This window comes from Flavobacterium sp. UW10123, from assembly GCF_040538975.1.
Classification (GTDB): Bacteria; Bacteroidota; Bacteroidia; order Flavobacteriales; family Flavobacteriaceae; genus Flavobacterium.
Genome location: NZ_JBEWQE010000004.1, coordinates 1 through 17208, shown reverse-complemented (window position 1 = coordinate 17208; position 17208 = coordinate 1). Strand labels below are relative to the sequence as shown.

The 17208-nt window shown below is 34.6% G+C and carries 14 protein-coding genes; 3 read left to right on the top strand and 11 right to left on the bottom strand.

Annotated elements, in window-relative coordinates; all coding sequences use genetic code 11:
• Positions 1-97 precede the first annotated feature (97 nt).
• The 7 genes from ABXT06_RS05820 to ABXT06_RS05790 all read right to left on the bottom strand — a co-directional run bounded on the left by ABXT06_RS05820 (position 98) and on the right by ABXT06_RS05790 (position 8428).
• A complete protein-coding gene (locus ABXT06_RS05820) occupies positions 98-1174 on the bottom strand; it encodes a porin (protein WP_354589903.1) in 1077 nt (358 codons plus the stop codon).
• Positions 1175-1520: 346 nt separating this feature from the next.
• The gene (locus tag ABXT06_RS05815) at positions 1521-2072 is read right to left on the bottom strand and encodes a K(+)-transporting ATPase subunit C (protein ID WP_354589902.1); all 552 of its coding nucleotides are present in this window, start codon (positions 2070-2072) and stop codon (positions 1521-1523) included.
• 52 nt (positions 2073-2124) lie between these two features.
• Complete coding sequence (gene kdpB / locus ABXT06_RS05810) at positions 2125-4182, bottom strand: potassium-transporting ATPase subunit KdpB (protein ID WP_354589901.1); 2058 nt, start codon at positions 4180-4182, stop codon at positions 2125-2127.
• Positions 4183-4385: 203 nt separating this feature from the next.
• Positions 4386-6107: a potassium-transporting ATPase subunit KdpA gene (kdpA, locus tag ABXT06_RS05805; RefSeq protein ID WP_354589900.1), complete on the bottom strand. Its 1722-nt coding sequence runs from the start codon at positions 6105-6107 to the stop codon at positions 4386-4388.
• A gap of 93 nt (positions 6108-6200) precedes the next feature.
• Positions 6201-6278, bottom strand: a complete 78-nt coding sequence (gene kdpF, locus ABXT06_RS05800; RefSeq protein ID WP_354590115.1) for a K(+)-transporting ATPase subunit F — start codon at positions 6276-6278, stop codon at positions 6201-6203.
• 165 nt (positions 6279-6443) lie between these two features.
• Positions 6444-6725: a DUF7674 family protein gene (locus ABXT06_RS05795; RefSeq protein ID WP_113677797.1), complete on the bottom strand. Its 282-nt coding sequence runs from the start codon at positions 6723-6725 to the stop codon at positions 6444-6446.
• A gap of 359 nt (positions 6726-7084) precedes the next feature.
• Positions 7085-8428 (bottom strand): sigma-54-dependent transcriptional regulator, encoded by a 1344-nt coding sequence (locus tag ABXT06_RS05790; RefSeq protein WP_354589899.1) that lies wholly within the window; start codon positions 8426-8428, stop codon positions 7085-7087.
• 167 nt (positions 8429-8595) lie between these two features.
• Here ABXT06_RS05790 and ABXT06_RS05785 point away from each other — a divergent pair, with 167 nt between their 5' ends.
• Positions 8596-9807 carry a polysaccharide deacetylase family protein gene (locus ABXT06_RS05785; protein ID WP_354589898.1) on the top strand — a complete coding sequence of 404 codons (1212 nt, stop codon included), beginning with the start codon at positions 8596-8598 and terminating at the stop codon, positions 9805-9807.
• 98 nt (positions 9808-9905) lie between these two features.
• Here ABXT06_RS05785 and ABXT06_RS05780 read toward each other — a convergent pair whose 3' ends face one another.
• The 4 genes from ABXT06_RS05780 to ABXT06_RS05765 form a co-directional block, all read right to left on the bottom strand.
• Positions 9906-13442: an ABC transporter permease/M1 family aminopeptidase gene (locus ABXT06_RS05780; RefSeq protein WP_354589897.1), complete on the bottom strand. Its 3537-nt coding sequence runs from the start codon at positions 13440-13442 to the stop codon at positions 9906-9908.
• 4 nt (positions 13443-13446) lie between these two features.
• Complete coding sequence (locus ABXT06_RS05775) at positions 13447-14331, bottom strand: ABC transporter ATP-binding protein (RefSeq protein WP_354589896.1); 885 nt, start codon at positions 14329-14331, stop codon at positions 13447-13449.
• Between the two features lie 117 nt (positions 14332-14448).
• The gene (locus ABXT06_RS05770) at positions 14449-14655 is read right to left on the bottom strand and encodes a helix-turn-helix domain-containing protein (RefSeq protein ID WP_144215125.1); all 207 of its coding nucleotides are present in this window, start codon (positions 14653-14655) and stop codon (positions 14449-14451) included.
• A 2-nt stretch (positions 14656-14657) separates the two neighbouring features.
• Complete coding sequence (locus ABXT06_RS05765) at positions 14658-15173, bottom strand: DUF2975 domain-containing protein (protein WP_354589895.1); 516 nt, start codon at positions 15171-15173, stop codon at positions 14658-14660.
• Positions 15174-15347: 174 nt separating this feature from the next.
• On the opposite strand from ABXT06_RS05765, the gene ABXT06_RS05760 reads away from it, so the two are divergent.
• Together ABXT06_RS05760 and ABXT06_RS05755 are read left to right on the top strand one after the other, a co-directional pair.
• Positions 15348-16352, top strand: a complete 1005-nt coding sequence (locus ABXT06_RS05760; RefSeq protein ID WP_354589894.1) for an LLM class flavin-dependent oxidoreductase — start codon at positions 15348-15350, stop codon at positions 16350-16352.
• 631 nt (positions 16353-16983) lie between these two features.
• Positions 16984-17208 (top strand): hypothetical protein (locus ABXT06_RS05755; protein ID WP_354589893.1); only part of this gene is annotated, 225 nt, incomplete at its 3' end.

Below are 17208 nucleotides of genomic sequence, written 5' to 3'. Positions count from 1 at the left end.
GTTAAAGTAATTAATTCGTGAAAATTTGTGCAATTCGTGGCAAATGAATCATCACAAAGAATCCTTCTAATCTGTGAAATCTGTGGCAAAAATATTTCTAGAAACTAATTGCCAAAGAAGTTGTTACAGACGTATTGGTATCTGTTGGCTGATTGTTTTTTGTGAAAATTTCATCTTTACTTGACAGATTTCTTGCTTCAATTCTAAACATAACATTATCAGTGACTAAGTAATCAAAGTTAGCTGAAAACCCGTAAGTTTTAAACCCGTTTGGTGTTTCGGTTGTAATTATCACGCCTTTCTCATCGCTGTAATATTCTCCTCGTGCGGCAAGCTGAATTTTATCAGTCGGTTTGTATTGCAGAATTACAACAGGAGAGAACCAAACGTCATATTTATTGCTTCCTTTTGCCGATTGTTGCGAACCAATATCAAATCCAGTTGTTAAGTTTACTTTTTCAGCTACTTTAAATTGCCCGTAAAAATTATTGAAGTAACGCCACTTTTTATCAATATCAGGCTGTTCGTTCCCAACATAAGTGCTCCAATTCAAAACAACCCGATCAGATGGTTTGTACGTAACTTGCGTTCCAAAAGCAGGCGTTTGATTTCCATCGATTTTCTGAATTCTCTGCCAGCCATTTAAATACATGGCTGCCAAATACCATTTTCCTGATTCAGAAGTATAACCAATTTTCACTCCTGTTTCATAATAAGGCGAATTTTCAGCCAAAATGCTTCGGGTTAAAGTTTGACAGTCTTTTCCAATTGCACTTTCAAAACCAATATGCGAAGGCATAATTCCGGCATCAATCCACAAATCGTGTTTTTTCGAAATCTTCACACCAACATTTGCCTCATAAACATTTTGCAGTAAATCCTGCTCAGCCGACATATTATATTGTGCATAAGTTCCTGCCATCAGCGCTAAATTTGATCGAACATTTCCCTTCGAATAATTCACTTTCGCCAAACCCAAATTCAGGTTCACTTCATTGCTTCGGTTGTAATTATAAAAAAAACTCGGTTTTGTATGATTGTCTGGTTTCCCAAAATCATAACTGTAATAAAGGTCTACATATCCAGAAAATGTAAACGGACTTTTAGATTCTTCTTGTGCGTGTAAATTGCTAAAACCAAAAGCGATTAAAGCAGTAAGTATTATTTTTTTCATTTTTGTGGTATTCAATTATTTATTAGTAGATTTTTTAGGAGCTAATCCCGCTATCCGTTCCAATCTTTTGTGCCGAATCCCGGCACAAAAGGATTTCCACTACTATCGGGGCTAGGGCATTTGGGGTAAAAAGGCGTTTTTGTTTCCTGCAAGGTTTTCAAAACCTTGTAGGTATTTAATTTTAAAAGTTAGTTTGTCATTTCGACTGAAAGGAGAAATCACACAAGGGATTCGACAAAGATTGGTGACATTCTATGTGCATTCTTATGATTTCTCCTTTCAGTCGAAATGACAAGAATGCGCATAGAAAAACTTAGTATCTCAGTATCTCAGAACCTTAGCATCTTTAGCGAAGCGCATCCAAAGCCACATTCAACTCCAAAACATTAACCGTTTCAGGTCCAACAACGGCAGTATTAATTTTAGATTCCACCAAAGCTTTTACTTTAGCTTCGTCTATTTTTCTTTCTTTTGCAATACGTTTCACCTGAATCAAAGCACCTTGGGGAGAAATATTCGGATCTAAACCGCTTCCTGAAGCCGTAATCATATCAGCAGGAATTTCAGATTTTTTCAAATACGGATGAACCAATAATAGCGTATCAATTCTTTTTTGAACCAAAGCCAAATATTCAGCATTGCTTGGCCCTTTGTTACTTCCTGCACTTCCTGCAGCATTGTAATCTACAGCCGAAGGCCTTCCCCAGAAATAATTTGATTTATCGAACTTTTGCCCGATTTTTTGATAACCAACTACTTTTCCGTTAACCGAAATAGTTTCTCCTTTTCCTTTATTGGGAGCAATTTGTGCGATTCCATAAATCGATAAAGGATAAATAACTGCAAACAGAATTAAAGTCAGTGCGGTAAGTTTTATAAGAGAGATTATATTTTTCATTTCATTTGTTTTTAGAGACCTAACAGGTTTTGAAAACCTGTTAGGTTTAATTTTACATAAATAAGGCAACAGCTAAATCAATTATTTTTATACCGATAAAAGGAACAATCAATCCGCCTAAACCATAAATCAAAAGATTTCGTTTTAGAATCGCACTTGCTCCAATCGGACGATATTCAACACCTTTCAGCGCAAGCGGAATCAAGATCGGAATGATAATCGCATTGAAAATCACAGCCGATAAAATTGCGCTTTCAGGACTGTGCAGATGCATAATATTTAAACCTTGAAGCGCTGGAATTGCAGTAATAAACAACGCAGGAACGATAGCAAAATATTTAGCAACGTCATTGGCGATTGAGAAAGTAGTCAAAGTCCCTCTAGTCATTAAAAGTTGTTTTCCAATTTCTACAATTTCAATTAGTTTCGTTGGGTCATTATCAAGATCGACCATATTTCCAGCTTCTTTTGCCGCTTGCGTCCCGCTGTTCATGGCAACACCTACATTGGCTTGTGCAAGGGCAGGAGCGTCATTTGTTCCGTCACCCATCATGGCAACCAATCTTCCTTCTGCCTGTTCTTTTCGGATATAGTTCATTTTATCTTCTGGTTTTGCTTCAGCAATAAAATCATCTACACCAGCTTTCTCAGCAATAAACTTAGCCGTCAGTGGATTATCACCTGTAACCATAACCGTTTTGATTCCCATTCGTCGTAAGCGCTCGAAGCGTTCTTTCATTCCGGTTTTTATAATATCCTGAAGTTCAATAACACCTTGAATTTCATTGTTTTTGATTACAACTAATGGTGTTCCTCCGTTAGAAGAAATAGAAATTACTTGTTGTGCTGTATCTTCTGGAAAAACATTTCCTGCTTGTTCTGCGATTTTTTTGGCAGCGTCTTGTGCACCCTTTCGAATGTTTGTTCCGTCTTTTAAAATTACACCCGAAGTTCTCGTTTCAGCAGTAAATTTGATAGTGTGCGAGATTTCAGAAGTGTTTTTTAAAGCAGTTGCTTTCGTCTCACTTTTCACATCTATCATTTCACTTAATTCGAGAATACTTTTTCCTTCAGGAGTATCATCGGCAAGTGAACTTAAAACAGCCGATTTCACGAAATCATCAAAAGAGATTCCTTTTGTTGGGTAAAAATTAGTTGCTTTTCGGTTTCCAATTGTAATCGTTCCAGTTTTATCCAAAAGCAAGACATCAATATCTCCAGCCGTTTCAACCGCTTTCCCAGATTTTGTAATTACGTTAGCTCGCAAAGCTCTATCCATTCCCGCAATACCAATCGCAGAAAGCAATCCTCCAATTGTAGTTGGAATCAAACAAACGAACAAAGCAATGAATGCCGCGATCGTGATGGGGGCGTTGGCATAGTCGGCAAACGGTTTTAGCGTAACGCAGACAATCACGAAGATTAAAGTAAAGGCGGCTAACAGAATTGTCAAAGCAATTTCGTTTGGCGTTTTCTGACGACTTGCACCTTCAACCAAGGCAATCATTTTGTCCAAAAAGCTTTCGCCAGGCTCAGAAGTTACTTTTACTTTGATTTTATCAGACAATACTTTTGTCCCTCCTGTAACCGAAGATTTATCTCCGCCAGCTTCGCGAATTACAGGAGCACTTTCTCCTGTAATGGCGCTTTCGTCGATTGTTGCTAAGCCTTCGATGATTTCTCCGTCAGCAGCAATTAAATCACCCGCTTCACAAATGAAAATATCGTCTTTTTTTAATGTTGAAGAACTTACATTTTTGACTTCTCCATTTGGCAAAATCTGTCTGGCAGGAGTTTCTTCACGAGTTTTTCTTAAACTGTCGGCTTGTGCTTTTCCTCTTGCTTCGGCAATGGCTTCGGCGAAATTGGCAAATAAAAGTGTTGCCAGTAAAATTAAAAATACAATTAAGTTATAGGTAAAACTTCCTTGGTCATTTGCGCCCATTAAGATCGAAACGCAGACAGCAAACATAATTGCAGTTCCAATTTCTACGGTAAACATTACCGGATTTTTTATCATCATTTTTGGGTTCAGCTTGACAAAAGATTGCACTAAGGCTTCTTTTACCTGTTTACTTTCAAACAATGATGTGGATTTATTAGTTGTCATTTTCTTGTAAAAAGTTAAATGTTATTTGTTAAATGTTATGCGATAAAAACATAGATTATAGAATATAGCAAGCGGTTTTAACCGCTGGAACACAACGCATATCACAATCTTTGTCCCTGCAATTTGTTTCCCGTGGTTGAAACCACGGGCTATGCTTGAAATATTTTGCGTTTATTTCTATGTGTTTAAAATATCCAGCATTTTTATTTTAGTGTAAAGAATTCCGCTAAAGGTCCAAGTGCCAATGCAGGAAAGAAAGATAAAGCCGCAATAATGGCAATCACAGCAAAAGTCATGATTCCAAAAATTGATGTATCAGTCTTTAAAGTTCCTGCACTCTCCGGAATGTATTTTTTACCTGTCAATAAACCGGCAATAGCTAACGGACCAATGATTGGAATGAAACGGCTTAACAGTAAAACAATTCCAGTTGTGATATTCCAAAACGGATTATTATCTCCCAATCCTTCAAAACCAGAACCGTTATTGGCAGCGCTTGAAGTGTATTCGTACAACATTTCTGAGAATCCGTGATTGCTTGGATTATTTAACCAGCCTGTGGCATTTCCGCTGAACCAGTATCCCATCGCAGTATCATTTGCAGCAAAATAAGAAGCCAAAGCTGTTCCTGCTAAAATCAATAAAGGATGAAGAATGGCAATAAAAGCAGCAATTTTAACTTCCCGCGCTTCGATTTTCTTTCCTAAAAATTCTGGAGTTCGACCAACCATTAATCCAGATATAAACACGGCTAGAATTATGAAAATGTAGTAGTTTAGAATTCCAACACCACATCCGCCATAAAAGGCATTGACCATCATAGCCAATAATTGCATAGCTCCAGAAACAGGCATTGCGCTATCATGCATACTGTTTACAGATCCTGTAGAAATTACAGTCGTAGCAATGCTCCAGAATCCTGAAATGGCTGGACCAAAACGAACTTCTTTTCCTTCCATAGCTCCCGTTGTCTGCGCGATTCCCATTTTTGCAATAGCAGGATTTCCGTTGATTTCGCTTGAGATTGTCGGAATTACAAGAAGTAAAAAACCAACGGTCATGACACCAAAAATGATGTAAGCGAATTTTCGTTTATTAAGGAAGAATCCAAGTGCAAAAATCATCGCAAACGGAACAATCATTTGTGCCCAAAGTTCAACGGCATTAGTAAAATAAGTAGGATTTTCTAAAGGATGAGCAGAGTTAGCTCCGAAGAATCCACCGCCATTTGTACCTATATGTTTAATGGCAATAAAAGCAGCAGCTGGCCCGCGAGAAACCTCAACATGATCGCCTTGTAAAGTTGTAATGGTATCTTTTCCTTCAAAAGTCATTGGAGTTCCGCTGAAAACTAGAGCTATAGCAACTATTGCTGAAAGCGGTAATAAAATACGAGTACAGCTTTTAACGAAATAATTGTAGAAATTCCCCAGTTTGTCTGTAGTTCTTTCTTTCATTGCAGTAAAAACCATTGCAGCAGCAGCGATTCCGACACCAGCAGAAACGAATTGCAAGAACATCAATATCATTTGCGATAGATACGAAACGCCACTCTCACCAGAATAATGCTGTAGGTTGCAGTTAACAACAAATGAAATAGTAGTGTTAAATGCCAAATCAGGTGACATTGATGGATTATTATCTGGATTTAGTGGTAAAGAACCCTGAAAAAGCAGAACAAAAAAGCAAAGAAAAAACCAAACCATATTGATGCTTAAAAGAGCTTTTAAGTGCTGTTTCCAGTTCATTTCTTCAGCTGGATTGATACCACTGATTTTAAAAATAAGTTTTTCAATTGGATTGAAAATTGGGTCAAGAAGTGTTTTATTTCCCAAGAAAACTTTAGCAATATATTTCCCTACCGGAATAGCTAAAATAATGGTAAGGACAAAAATACCTATGACGCCTAATAATTCTGTATTCATAATATGTGAGTTGTTGATTGTAAAAAGTGAGATGTTATTGATGAGAGTTGAGTTAGAAACATCTAACACTTCACTTTTAACTTTTTACATGATTTAAAATTTTTCGGGTTTGATTAATACATAAATCAAATACACGAAAACGACGATTGAAACAATAAATAGTGCAGTCATGATTTAGATTTTTTCAAAGAATTCAATAGAGAGAAAACAAATCGCAAACAGTAAAACTGCTAAAGCGAGAAGAAGGATTGTGACCATGATTATTTTAGATTTAAGATTGTAGACTTTAGATTGGAAAAACGATTAAACAATTAAACAGTTAACCGATTAAACTTTTTAGACTCCCGAAGCATTAACCTGTTTGATATATTCTGCTTTAAGTGTCTGCGGAAAAAGATGAGAAATATTGCAGTGACGCATTTCCATAAAAGATGAAACTGAAAAAACATACACATTAGAAATGGCATTTTTAGTTTCGATGCTTCCGCTTATAAATAACCGTTCGGCAAGGGCTAAGCATTTTTTAGCACGAACGATATTTCCTGAAATAATAGATTTTTTGGTTATCTCAGCAAACCGTTCGGCTTGTTTGTAGATTGAGGTTACTTGATTTTTCATTTGGAATGAATTTTTAATGTTCTTCCTTTTTATGCCAAAAGATGTTCCGAAAAATTCAAGTTGAGTTTAAAGTGTTGTGAATAAAAGGAATGGAGTTGTGTGCCAAAAATTAGGCATAAAAAAAGCCTATCATTTTGATAAGCTTTTCTCGTTTTGATACGTTATTATCAAGCTCCGGAGGAGCGAAATGTTTATAGAAAATAAATGTAAATAATAGTTACGGTTATTAGAGCCCCAGCGGGGTGAAATATTTTTGAACTGTGTCAATGTCGCTCCGCTGGAGCTTTTTATCATTGGCAACAAATCATCTATAAATATATTGCTTCTCCGAAGCTGTAAAAAAATGATTTTTGTAATTGTTATTGAATTTGGTATTCTTCCAATTTTCTATATAAAGTCGCAATTCCAATTTCCAATAATCTAGCCGTTTCAGCCTTATTTCCTTTCGTATAATTTAAAACCTTCTGAATATGCAGTTTCTCGACACTCTGCATAGAGAAAGCTGACATTGGTTTGGAATTATTTTCAGCTTGATACTGCATTTCATAAGGAAGAACATCTGAAGTTAAAATATCTCCATTGCTCAAAATAACCGATCTCTCGATGACATTTTTAAGCTCGCGGATATTTCCTGGCCAAGAATAATTTTCTAGTTTTTTTAAAAAGTCATCTGCAATCTGTAAAGCTTTTTTATTCGTTTTTTCTGAAAATTGCTTCACGTAATAATTCGCCAATAGCGGAATATCTTTGATTCTTTCTCGCAAAGAAGGCAATTTAATTTCGAAAATATTCAAACGGAAATACAAATCAGAGCGGAAACGATGTTCATCACTTTCTGTTTTTAAATCACGATTTGTAGCTGCAATTAATCTGAAATTTGATTTTTTTGGAGTCGTGTCTCCAACGGGAATATATTCGGAAGTTTCTAAGACACGCAATAATTTCGCTTGAAGATCAATTGGCATTTCACCAATTTCATCTAGAAATAATGTTCCGCCATTTGCTTCTTCAATAAAACCTTTTTTATCTTTTACAGCTCCTGTAAATGCGCCTTGTTTATGACCAAAAAGCTCGCTTTCTAAAATTTCTTTAGTGAAAGTACTGCAGTTCAGAGCCACAAAAGATTTTCCTGCACGGTTGCTGTTTTCATGAATTGCTTGTGCAAAAACTTCTTTTCCCGTTCCGGTTTCACCCATAAGTAAAACAGTCGAATCGGTTTTGGCTACTTTTTGCGCCAAATCAATGACTTGTTCAATTCCTTTTGATTTTCCTATAATAGTATTGAACGAATATTTGTCGTTAATGCGTTTTTCAAGCTGTTGGACTTTTTTCTGCAATTGTACTTTTTCTACCGCTTTATAAAGAAGCGGAATAATTTTATCGTTATCGTCGCCTTTTACGATATAATCAAAAGCACCATTTTTCATTGCCTGAACGCCATCGGGAATATTTCCGAAAGCCGTCAGCAGAATTACTTCTGTTAGAGGAAAACTGTTTTTTATGTTTTGAAGAAAATCAACACCATTTCCGTCTGGTAATTTTACATCGCACAAAACGACATCAATTTCGGTTTGTTCCAATTTTTTAAAACCAGATTTTAAATCTTTGGCTTCAAAAACTTCAAATCCTTCCGATTTTATAATTCTTGCGAGCAGATTTCTTAGTTTTTCTTCGTCGTCTATAATTAAAATTTTGTGTGTCATTTTGCAGATAAGCTAAAACCGAATTGGTATTTTGATGTACAAATTTAGGTTTAAAATTAGTTCTCTTTTTTGATTCAGAACAAATTATTTTTAAGGACAGAATCAGTTTTAAAATATTTTTTCAAAAAGAAATGTACTTTTAGATCGCAAAAGAACCACTAAAATTTATGTCAAAACGAATTCTACTTATAATCGCTGCCACAATCTTCGGAAGCTTTACTAGTTTTTCAAACGGAATTATTGAAAAAGATTCTTCAAAACCGAAAAACATTTCATTCAAAATAAAACTAAAATCGGCAGATAAAATCAAAGTTGCCGTTTCTCCTTTAAAATACAATAAACATTTAGCGTATAGTTTTACGCTTGATGATGGTTACAGATCGGCTTATTTAACGGCTTTTCCATTATTGAATGGAGGAAAAATTAGTAATCCAGATAAAAACGAATGGAAAATTGATCAAGGCGGAGACGGAACAACTTCGGAAGGACTTTTCTATTCGGACGGAATGGGGAATAAAATTCCGTTTAAATTGGCATTAGCAATAAATGGAGGTTCAATTCGTGATTTGCCTCAAAATCGTGGACATCTTTCGTGGAAAGAAGTAAAAGAAATGTACAATGCTGGCTGGGATATTTTGAATCATAGTTTTCATCATGCCACAAAACACGGAACGAATTATTTGAAAGAAGTGACTGAAAATACAACTTCAATAAAGGAGAATCTAGACTTTACAATGTCTCATTTTGTGGTTCCTGGCGGAGAAGGTGATGAGAAATATTATTTAGAATATGAAAAAGAGGCGCTTAATAACGGACAGTTTTCTGTAGCGTCTTATTATGGTGTCGGTCCAGTTTTTAAAGTAGATTCAAAAGTAGATTTAGATAAAATGATTTCTGCCCGAACTTTTGTGCAGAGTTCAAATGACACAACAAGTTTTAAAACGATGGATAAATATTTAAAAACGATAGATTCTATTGTAAAACAGAAAGATCCAGTTTGGTTTAACGAATTCACGCACGGAACTGGAAATACAAATTTGTGGAATCTCAGTATGCGTTTTCCTGAATTCAAATATTATATGACTACGCTTGCCAATAAATACGGTATAAAAGGAAATGACTCAATCTGGATGGCGCCATGGCAGGAAGTTTACGAATACATTTGGCTGAGAGATAGAATAAAAGTAAATTTTCAGCAGAAAAATAAAGAAGCAACCGTAACAATTCAGCTTCCAGAAATTCCAGAAAGTTTTAGAAATCGAGATATTTCATTAAATGTAGAAACGTCATCAAAATTTGAAATCGAATCGAATAAAGATTTGAAAATAAAAGATGATGGGAAAACAACCCACAAACAGATTTTCATTCAATTAAAATAAAAAATTTTTTTAGCCACAGATTAAAAAGATTATTTGGATTTTTAATTTTAGCGAAAGCAAAAAAATCATTTTAATCCTTTTAATCTGTGGCAAAAAAACTAATCAATCTCTTTCTCGTTGTCCTTTATAAAAGTGTCAATATTCATTAAAAGAGGATCAATCACAATTCGTTGAGGTTTGTTTTTGAATTTAATTTTACCTTCAATTATATTGTTTTTGATTGGAAATACGTAGCGAAATAACTTTCCGTTTTCATCATAAATTCCAATATCGATTGTTTTATCATTGTCAATTTGTTTCCGAATTCCTGTAGCATTTTCAATATATTTTTTAGAATCTGCCTTAAAAGAAACTTCATAAAAAACATCCTTTTTCACGCTCTCAACTTCAGAAATTTTAGAAGAATATGTTATGATCTTTTTAAACATTTCATCCAGTTTTGAGTGGAGTTTAGAATCTGTGACCGCATAAATCTCTTTCAATAAATCTTCAGAATCTGGAATTGGATTAGGATATTTATAATGATTCAGAAAATTTTGCAAAGCTAGATTCACTTTTTCTTCACCAATTAAAATTCTCAGCTGATGCATAATCAGCATTCCTTTATCATAAGGTAAATGCGGAGTTTCGTAATTTGTTTTATATAAAGGAGTTTCAGGTTCATAACTTCGACTACTTAAATACAAATCCAGATGAATTTTTAAAGTTTCCAAAGCTTTCTCTAAACCATGTTCTTTTTCATATAACATCAATTCGGTGTATTGTGCTAGAGTTTCGGTCAGAATCCAACTTCCTTCTTTTTGCTCGGGACTAATTTGCGCATTTCCCCACCATTCGTGTGACAATTCATGTGCCGTCAACTGATTGATAATATCTTCTTTATCTCGATTATTCAAGTTGCTGTAAAATCCAAAATTCTCTTTCATAAAAACCGTCGACGGATATGAAGTCGCCGCAAATCCATCCGCAAAAGCAGAAACTTCAGCATAACGAATGGTTTTGTATGGATATTTTCCAAAATTGTTTTGGCAATAATCCAGCGTATTTTTTACATCTTGAATCAGTTTAGAAACATTTCGAGAATGTCTTTTATCATAATAAACTTCAATTGAAAAGCCTTTATAATTCGTTTTTTGAATTTGATATTCGGCAGAAGAAAAAGCAAATCGAAACGGAATTTTTCCATTAGATTTATAATGAAAATAATTGCGATTGTCTTTTTTCCAATTTCCAACTAAATCGCCAATTCCAATTGCAGTTTGATTTTTAGAAGTAGAAACCACAACATCATAATCAATAAAATCATTTGTTGTTTTCGATTTGTCTTCCAATTTTTTAAGCGGCGTTTGTGGTTTCAAATGCCTTTTTGCTCGCTCTTTTTCACTGCTGATTTCATTCGATTCTTGATAACCAAAAGCTGGAAAGTAACGGCTTATTCGCATAAAAGAGCCATCTTCAATAATAGAATTAAATGCAGTATGACCTTTAAATGGTGACCAAGATGACTCAAAAGAAAAACTCATTTTTATTTTCTGTTGAGGTTGCAAAGGCTTTTCTAATCGATACCAATAATGTTGATATTTAGAAACATCATCCAGATTTTTGGCACTCTCAATTTCAACAGAGGTCAGTTTCGAATTTCGATCTATATATAGGAGTAAACTATCAATAGTTTTTTCAGTATTATTTACTAATTCATAAGTTCCGCTTACTTCGTAACGATTCTCTTCTGGAAACAAATCGACTTTACTTTTTACACCATCTATCGTCGGCTGTGCAAGATTTGTGTATTTTTTAAATTGCTTTTCGTATTGCTCGCTCCAATTGTTTTGATCGTCTTTCGTCAAATACGGATATTCGATATTATTTTTATAAAAAAGATAACTTCCAAAACCTATAAAAAGAAGAATTCCCAAAGCAAAAGTTATTTTCTGAGCAGAATTTAATGAATTTCTGCGAATGGTTTTGGAGATCGATGAATTTCGTTTCCATAAAATTCCAGTCAATGCAAGCAGAATCAAAGCCAATCCGAAATTATACAACATCGAAATATGAAAGGGAAAAGTATAACTTCCGAAACCATTCAAATCAAAATATTCTCTTTTAAAAGAATCTCCGAATCGAAATAATGGATGCGAGATTCCTAATTGTTCTCCAATTCCTGTGCAAAAAAGAAGCGTGATAAAAGCAGAAATTCCCAAACCTAAATATTTATTTTTAATGAAAGTCTGAATGGCGATTACCAAAATTGAAATCAAAAACAAAGGAAATCCGATATAGTAAAACATCGAAAAGTAAAGTCCAGCTTCAATTGGAGCATTTGCATGTATGATTTGAAAACCAATTCCAATCAAAATACTAATTCCAATTAAAATTATCGGAATCATAAAAAGTGCTGTCAGTTTCGAAAGTAAAACGACAAACTGAGAATAAGGCGCAGTATTTTCAAGCATTTCAAATCTTGAATTTTCGCTTCGATTCAATAATTCACTACTATAAAAAAGTGTAATCAGAATCAATATGAAAGGCAGGCGATCCATTATTGTGGAAATCATTAGAGCTGTATCGGTAATTTTTTCAGCTAAACGGATTCCGCCATCAATTTCATCTGAAATCTCAATCATTAATAATCCTGAAAACAGAAGGACAATCAGTAAAAATGGAATTCCTTTTAAAACCAAATAAATATCCATTTTTAAATTGCTTTTAAAAACGGCACAATTATGTTTTGAGGTTTTAAATTGCTGTTTCGGAATTGTAAAAGAATATGGTTTTGTCTCTTTTAGATTGATTTTAACCGATTTTACCTTTTTAGTTTTTGTTTTTCGAAAAGAAAACAATTTATACGAAACAAAAATTAGAAGAAAAGAAACACAAATCCACAAGATTCGATTGAATAAAAAGTTGCCAGAAAGCGTAAGCAGTTGTGCGTTTTTTTCAATTAATGTCCAATATCTCGTCTGTTCCAAAAAAGCAGCCAAACCAAACGGATCTATTTTTGCTGCCAAAGACATCGCTTTCGCGGAAGACGGAGAAGCATTTGCAAATAGAGGCGAATTTGAAAAAATAGAACCTGATATATATAATATGTAGATGAATAAGCCGCCAACATAAACAAAAAGTTTGCTTCGCGTGAGCCAAGCCATCGTTGCAAGAATCGAAAGGCATAAAAATATGTTGGGAACAACGATAACAAGAAAAGGCCAAACGTAATTTAGAATTTCAAAAGGACCAATTTCACTTTTAGGAATCCAAGACATTTGATGTCCGATAATCATTCCGATAATAAACATTCCAAAGGAATAAACCGATATTATAAAAGCCGTGATAAATTTACTTCCTAAATAATAAAATTTAGAAATAGGAGTAGAGAAGATTATTGAATCAAATTTGGTTTCGTATTCTTTTAAAAAATGCTGTGCGACTTGAAGTGTTGTTGAGAAAATCGTCATTAGTGAAATCAAACCAATTGCATAAGTCAGTACAAATGGACTATTTTTATAAGCTCCCGAGAACGAAAAATTCGCAAAAGCACTCACAAAAAAACCAAGAATTAGATAAATAATAAAGGCGGCATAAAATGTCCAGTTTCTGGTATTGTTATGCCATTCAAATTGAATTAATTTAGAAAGCATAACGTTATTTTTTAAGTTGATTTTGAGATAAAATATTAAAGTATACATCGCTCAAATCTGGAGAAGTCAATTCAAATCCAGCATCTGGCTGTTGTTGGGAGAAAACATGAATGTTGATTTTACCCGAATTCAGATGAGAGGAAATAATATTAAAGTGTTCTTGATGATTTTTGAGTTCATTTTTATGAATCGCTTTCGTCCAGATTTTTTCTTTCAAAGAATCGACGGCTTCATTTGGGTTTCCTTCCAAAATCAATTTTCCGTTAGAAATAATTGCCATTTTTGTGCACAGATCGCGAACATCTTCTACAATATGCGTTGATAGAACAACAATAATGCTTTCGCCAATTTCACTTAAAAGGTTATTGAAACGGTTTCGTTCTTCGGGATCAAGCCCTGCAGTCGGTTCATCCACAATAATAATCTTCGGATTTCCCAACAAAGCCTGAGCAATTCCAAAACGCTGACGCATTCCGCCCGAAAACGAATGAACTGCTTTGTCTTTGTGTTGCAATAAATTAGTTTGCTGTAACAAATACAAAATTTGATCGTGACGTTCTTTCGTATTGACAATTCCTTTCAAAATGGCCAAATGATCCAATAAACGATAAGCAGAAATCTTTGGATAAACGCCAAATTCCTGTGGAAGATATCCGAGATTCTCTCTAATAAACATTGGATTTTCGAGAATATTGATTCCGTTAAACTCGATAATTCCAGAAGTTGGTTCTTGCAAAGCAGCAATTGTCCGCATTAAAGTCGATTTTCCTGCGCCGTTCGGACCCAATAAACCAAACATACCGTTTGAAATTTCAAGCGATAAATGGTCAATCGCTTGTGTGCCGTTCTCATACGTTTTGCTGAGATTTTTGATAGATAAACTGTTCATTTTTTGATTGATTTTTGATGATTATATAAATGATGATTTGAAATTTTTAGGCAATAGAATACCAGTCGGCCTCAAAAAGCCGATTTTTAGATTCAGAAAATTTGATTTAAAAGAAAGCTACTCGCTTACATATTCTAAAATATCACCAGGTTGGCAGTCTAGGATTTTGCAAATTGCTTCAAGAGTATCAAATCGGATACCTTTTGCTTTTCCAGTTTTTAGAATCGATAAATTAGCAGGCGTTATATCTAATTTCTCTGCCAATTCTTTACTCTGCATCTTGCGTTTGGCAAGCATTACATCAATATTTACAATTATTGGCATAGCTATATAAATAAGTCTTGTTCGTTTTGAAGGTTTAAACCTTGTTTAAAAATGGCAGCTAAAAAATAAGCAAAAGCGCCGAGCATTCCGTGCAATATGATAAAAAGCGCCACTTCATTATCTAAAGGAACAAAGAAGAACGCAAAAAATATCACGATACTCGGAATGAATAAATTGGATATATAAAAACGTTTTAAGTGTACAACTCCATTTTGAGTAAATAATTTTGGCTGAAAGAAAACCCTAAAGACATTACTGCTCAGTAAAAAGAAAAGTCCATAAAGACTCAGCGGAGCCAAAAAATCAAAAAGAATATACGGCAGATTGTAATCACCCAACATTAAAGGATGAGTAGTAAACGGATAACAAACCTGAAAATACTTTCCATTATCTTTAAATGTTAGAAATAACCCTGTCATTAGAGTAAAAACCGAATAAGCAGCCAAGAAAAAATAAACCACAGATAAGAATCGGGTGAAATAAAATAATATTTTAGAAACAATATGAGTAGTCTTCATATAATGAAAAATTAAAATGATATTGCAAATGTATAATTAATTATCGTAAAACGATAATTAATTATTAAAAATTAGCTATTTTGAATGACTTTAGAATATTATAATTCTATTAACACTAGAAAACAAAAGGCATTCGCATAAATGGGTTAATTTTGCATTTTAGCCTTAATTTATATGAAAAAACCAATTTCAGTCTCAATATTAGAGCTTGCGATTATCACCCAAGATAGTAACGCAACAGAAACATTCCAAAAAACAAAAGACATAGCGCAATTAGCCGATAAGCTAGGATACAAGAGAATTTGGTTGGCAGAACACCATAATATGGCACACGTTGCAAGTACAGCAACTGTGGTTTTAATTGGTTATGTGGCAAGTCAAACCCAAAATATCCGTGTAGGTTCTGGTGGAATCATGCTTCCAAATCATTCGCCTTTAGTAGTGGCAGAGCAATTTGGAACTTTAGAAACCCTTTATCCAAACCGAATCGATTTAGGTTTAGGAAGAGCGCCAGGAACAGATCAGCCAACTGCAGAAGCGATTCGAAAAGATTTTTTTGAGCAAGCACAGCGATTTCCGCAAAACGTAAGTAAACTTCAAGAATACTTTTCATCTGAAAATGCTACAGGAAAAGTTCGTGCATTTCCAGCCGAAGGATTAAATGTGCCAATCTGGATTTTAGGATCAAGTATGGATAGTGCAGCTTTAGCAGCGGCTTATGGGTTGCCTTATGCTTTTGCTGGACACTTCGCGCCAAAACTAATGATTCAGGCATTTGAGTTTTACAGAGAAAATTTCCAGCCATCAGGGCATTTAGACAAGCCAAAAACAATGGCATGTGTAAATATCATTGCGGCTGATACCAATGAAGAAGCAGAATTGCTATCGACAAGTTTGTATCAAATGTTTCTAAACTTAATTAGAAATGATCGTAAAGGATTGCAGCCACCAGTTCCATCGCTAGACGATATCATGAATGAAGCAGAACGCTTTCATGTTAATCAGATGACAGCAGGAACTTTTACAGGAAACAAAGAACAGCTAGTAACCGATTTAAGAAAGTTTATTGACTACGCCCGAATTGACGAATTGATGGTGACAAGTCCAATCTTCGATCACCAAGCAAAACTAAAGAGCATTCAAATTACCAAAGAAGTAATAGATGCTTTGAATGAATAATATATATAATGTATAGTTTTTAAATTACACTTATATATAAGAATAAATCTCGATTATAACCCGACAGGTTTTAGAAACCTGTCGGGTTTGTTTTTTGCATACATATATATTAAGTAGAAAATATTGATGCAGGTTTGGGTGGAGTGATTTCCTTTTTAGTTTTTAGAATCTGTTTTATTAGGAGCTATTTCCCGCTATCCGCTTCAATCTTTTTATGGCGAACCCCGCCATAAAAAGGATTTCCGCTTCTATCGGGGCTAGGGCATCGATTTTCAGAAGAAAGAAAAGGGCAAGCTTGGCGTCTTAGCGCCTTTGCGGGATTAAAAACTAAAGAAAAGAAACTTTGAAGCCTGAAATCTCTTCAGAAAAGAGGCAGAAAAGCTGAAAACTCCATAAAATGGGTAAACCCCAACCTGCATAAAATACGAAATATGCATTCAAACAAAGAAAAACCCCACAGCGGATGAAAAAACTTTCATCTGTAAACAGGACGTTGCCAGCAGGTTAAGAAAAATAGCGAAAAAAGATTGAAAATAGTTGGAAAAAAAGCTTGGATAACTGGAAAAAGGTTCTACTTTTGCACCCGCAACGGCGAAAAACGCTCTTAGACATTCCGGCAGCTTGATCAGATTTGGGGGAAGAAATTTTCGAAAAAAAAGATCAAAAAAAGCTTGCGGGAAAAGAAAAAGCTTTTTACCTTTGCACCCCGCAAAACACGGAAAGTTCCTTGAGATACTGGCAGAGAAATGAGAATATAGAGGCGAGAAGAAAGCTTCAAAATTTTTTCAATTTTTTCTTGCGAGAAACAAAAAGAAGTTTTAGTTTTGCACCCGCTTTGAAACAGAAGCGAAAACAA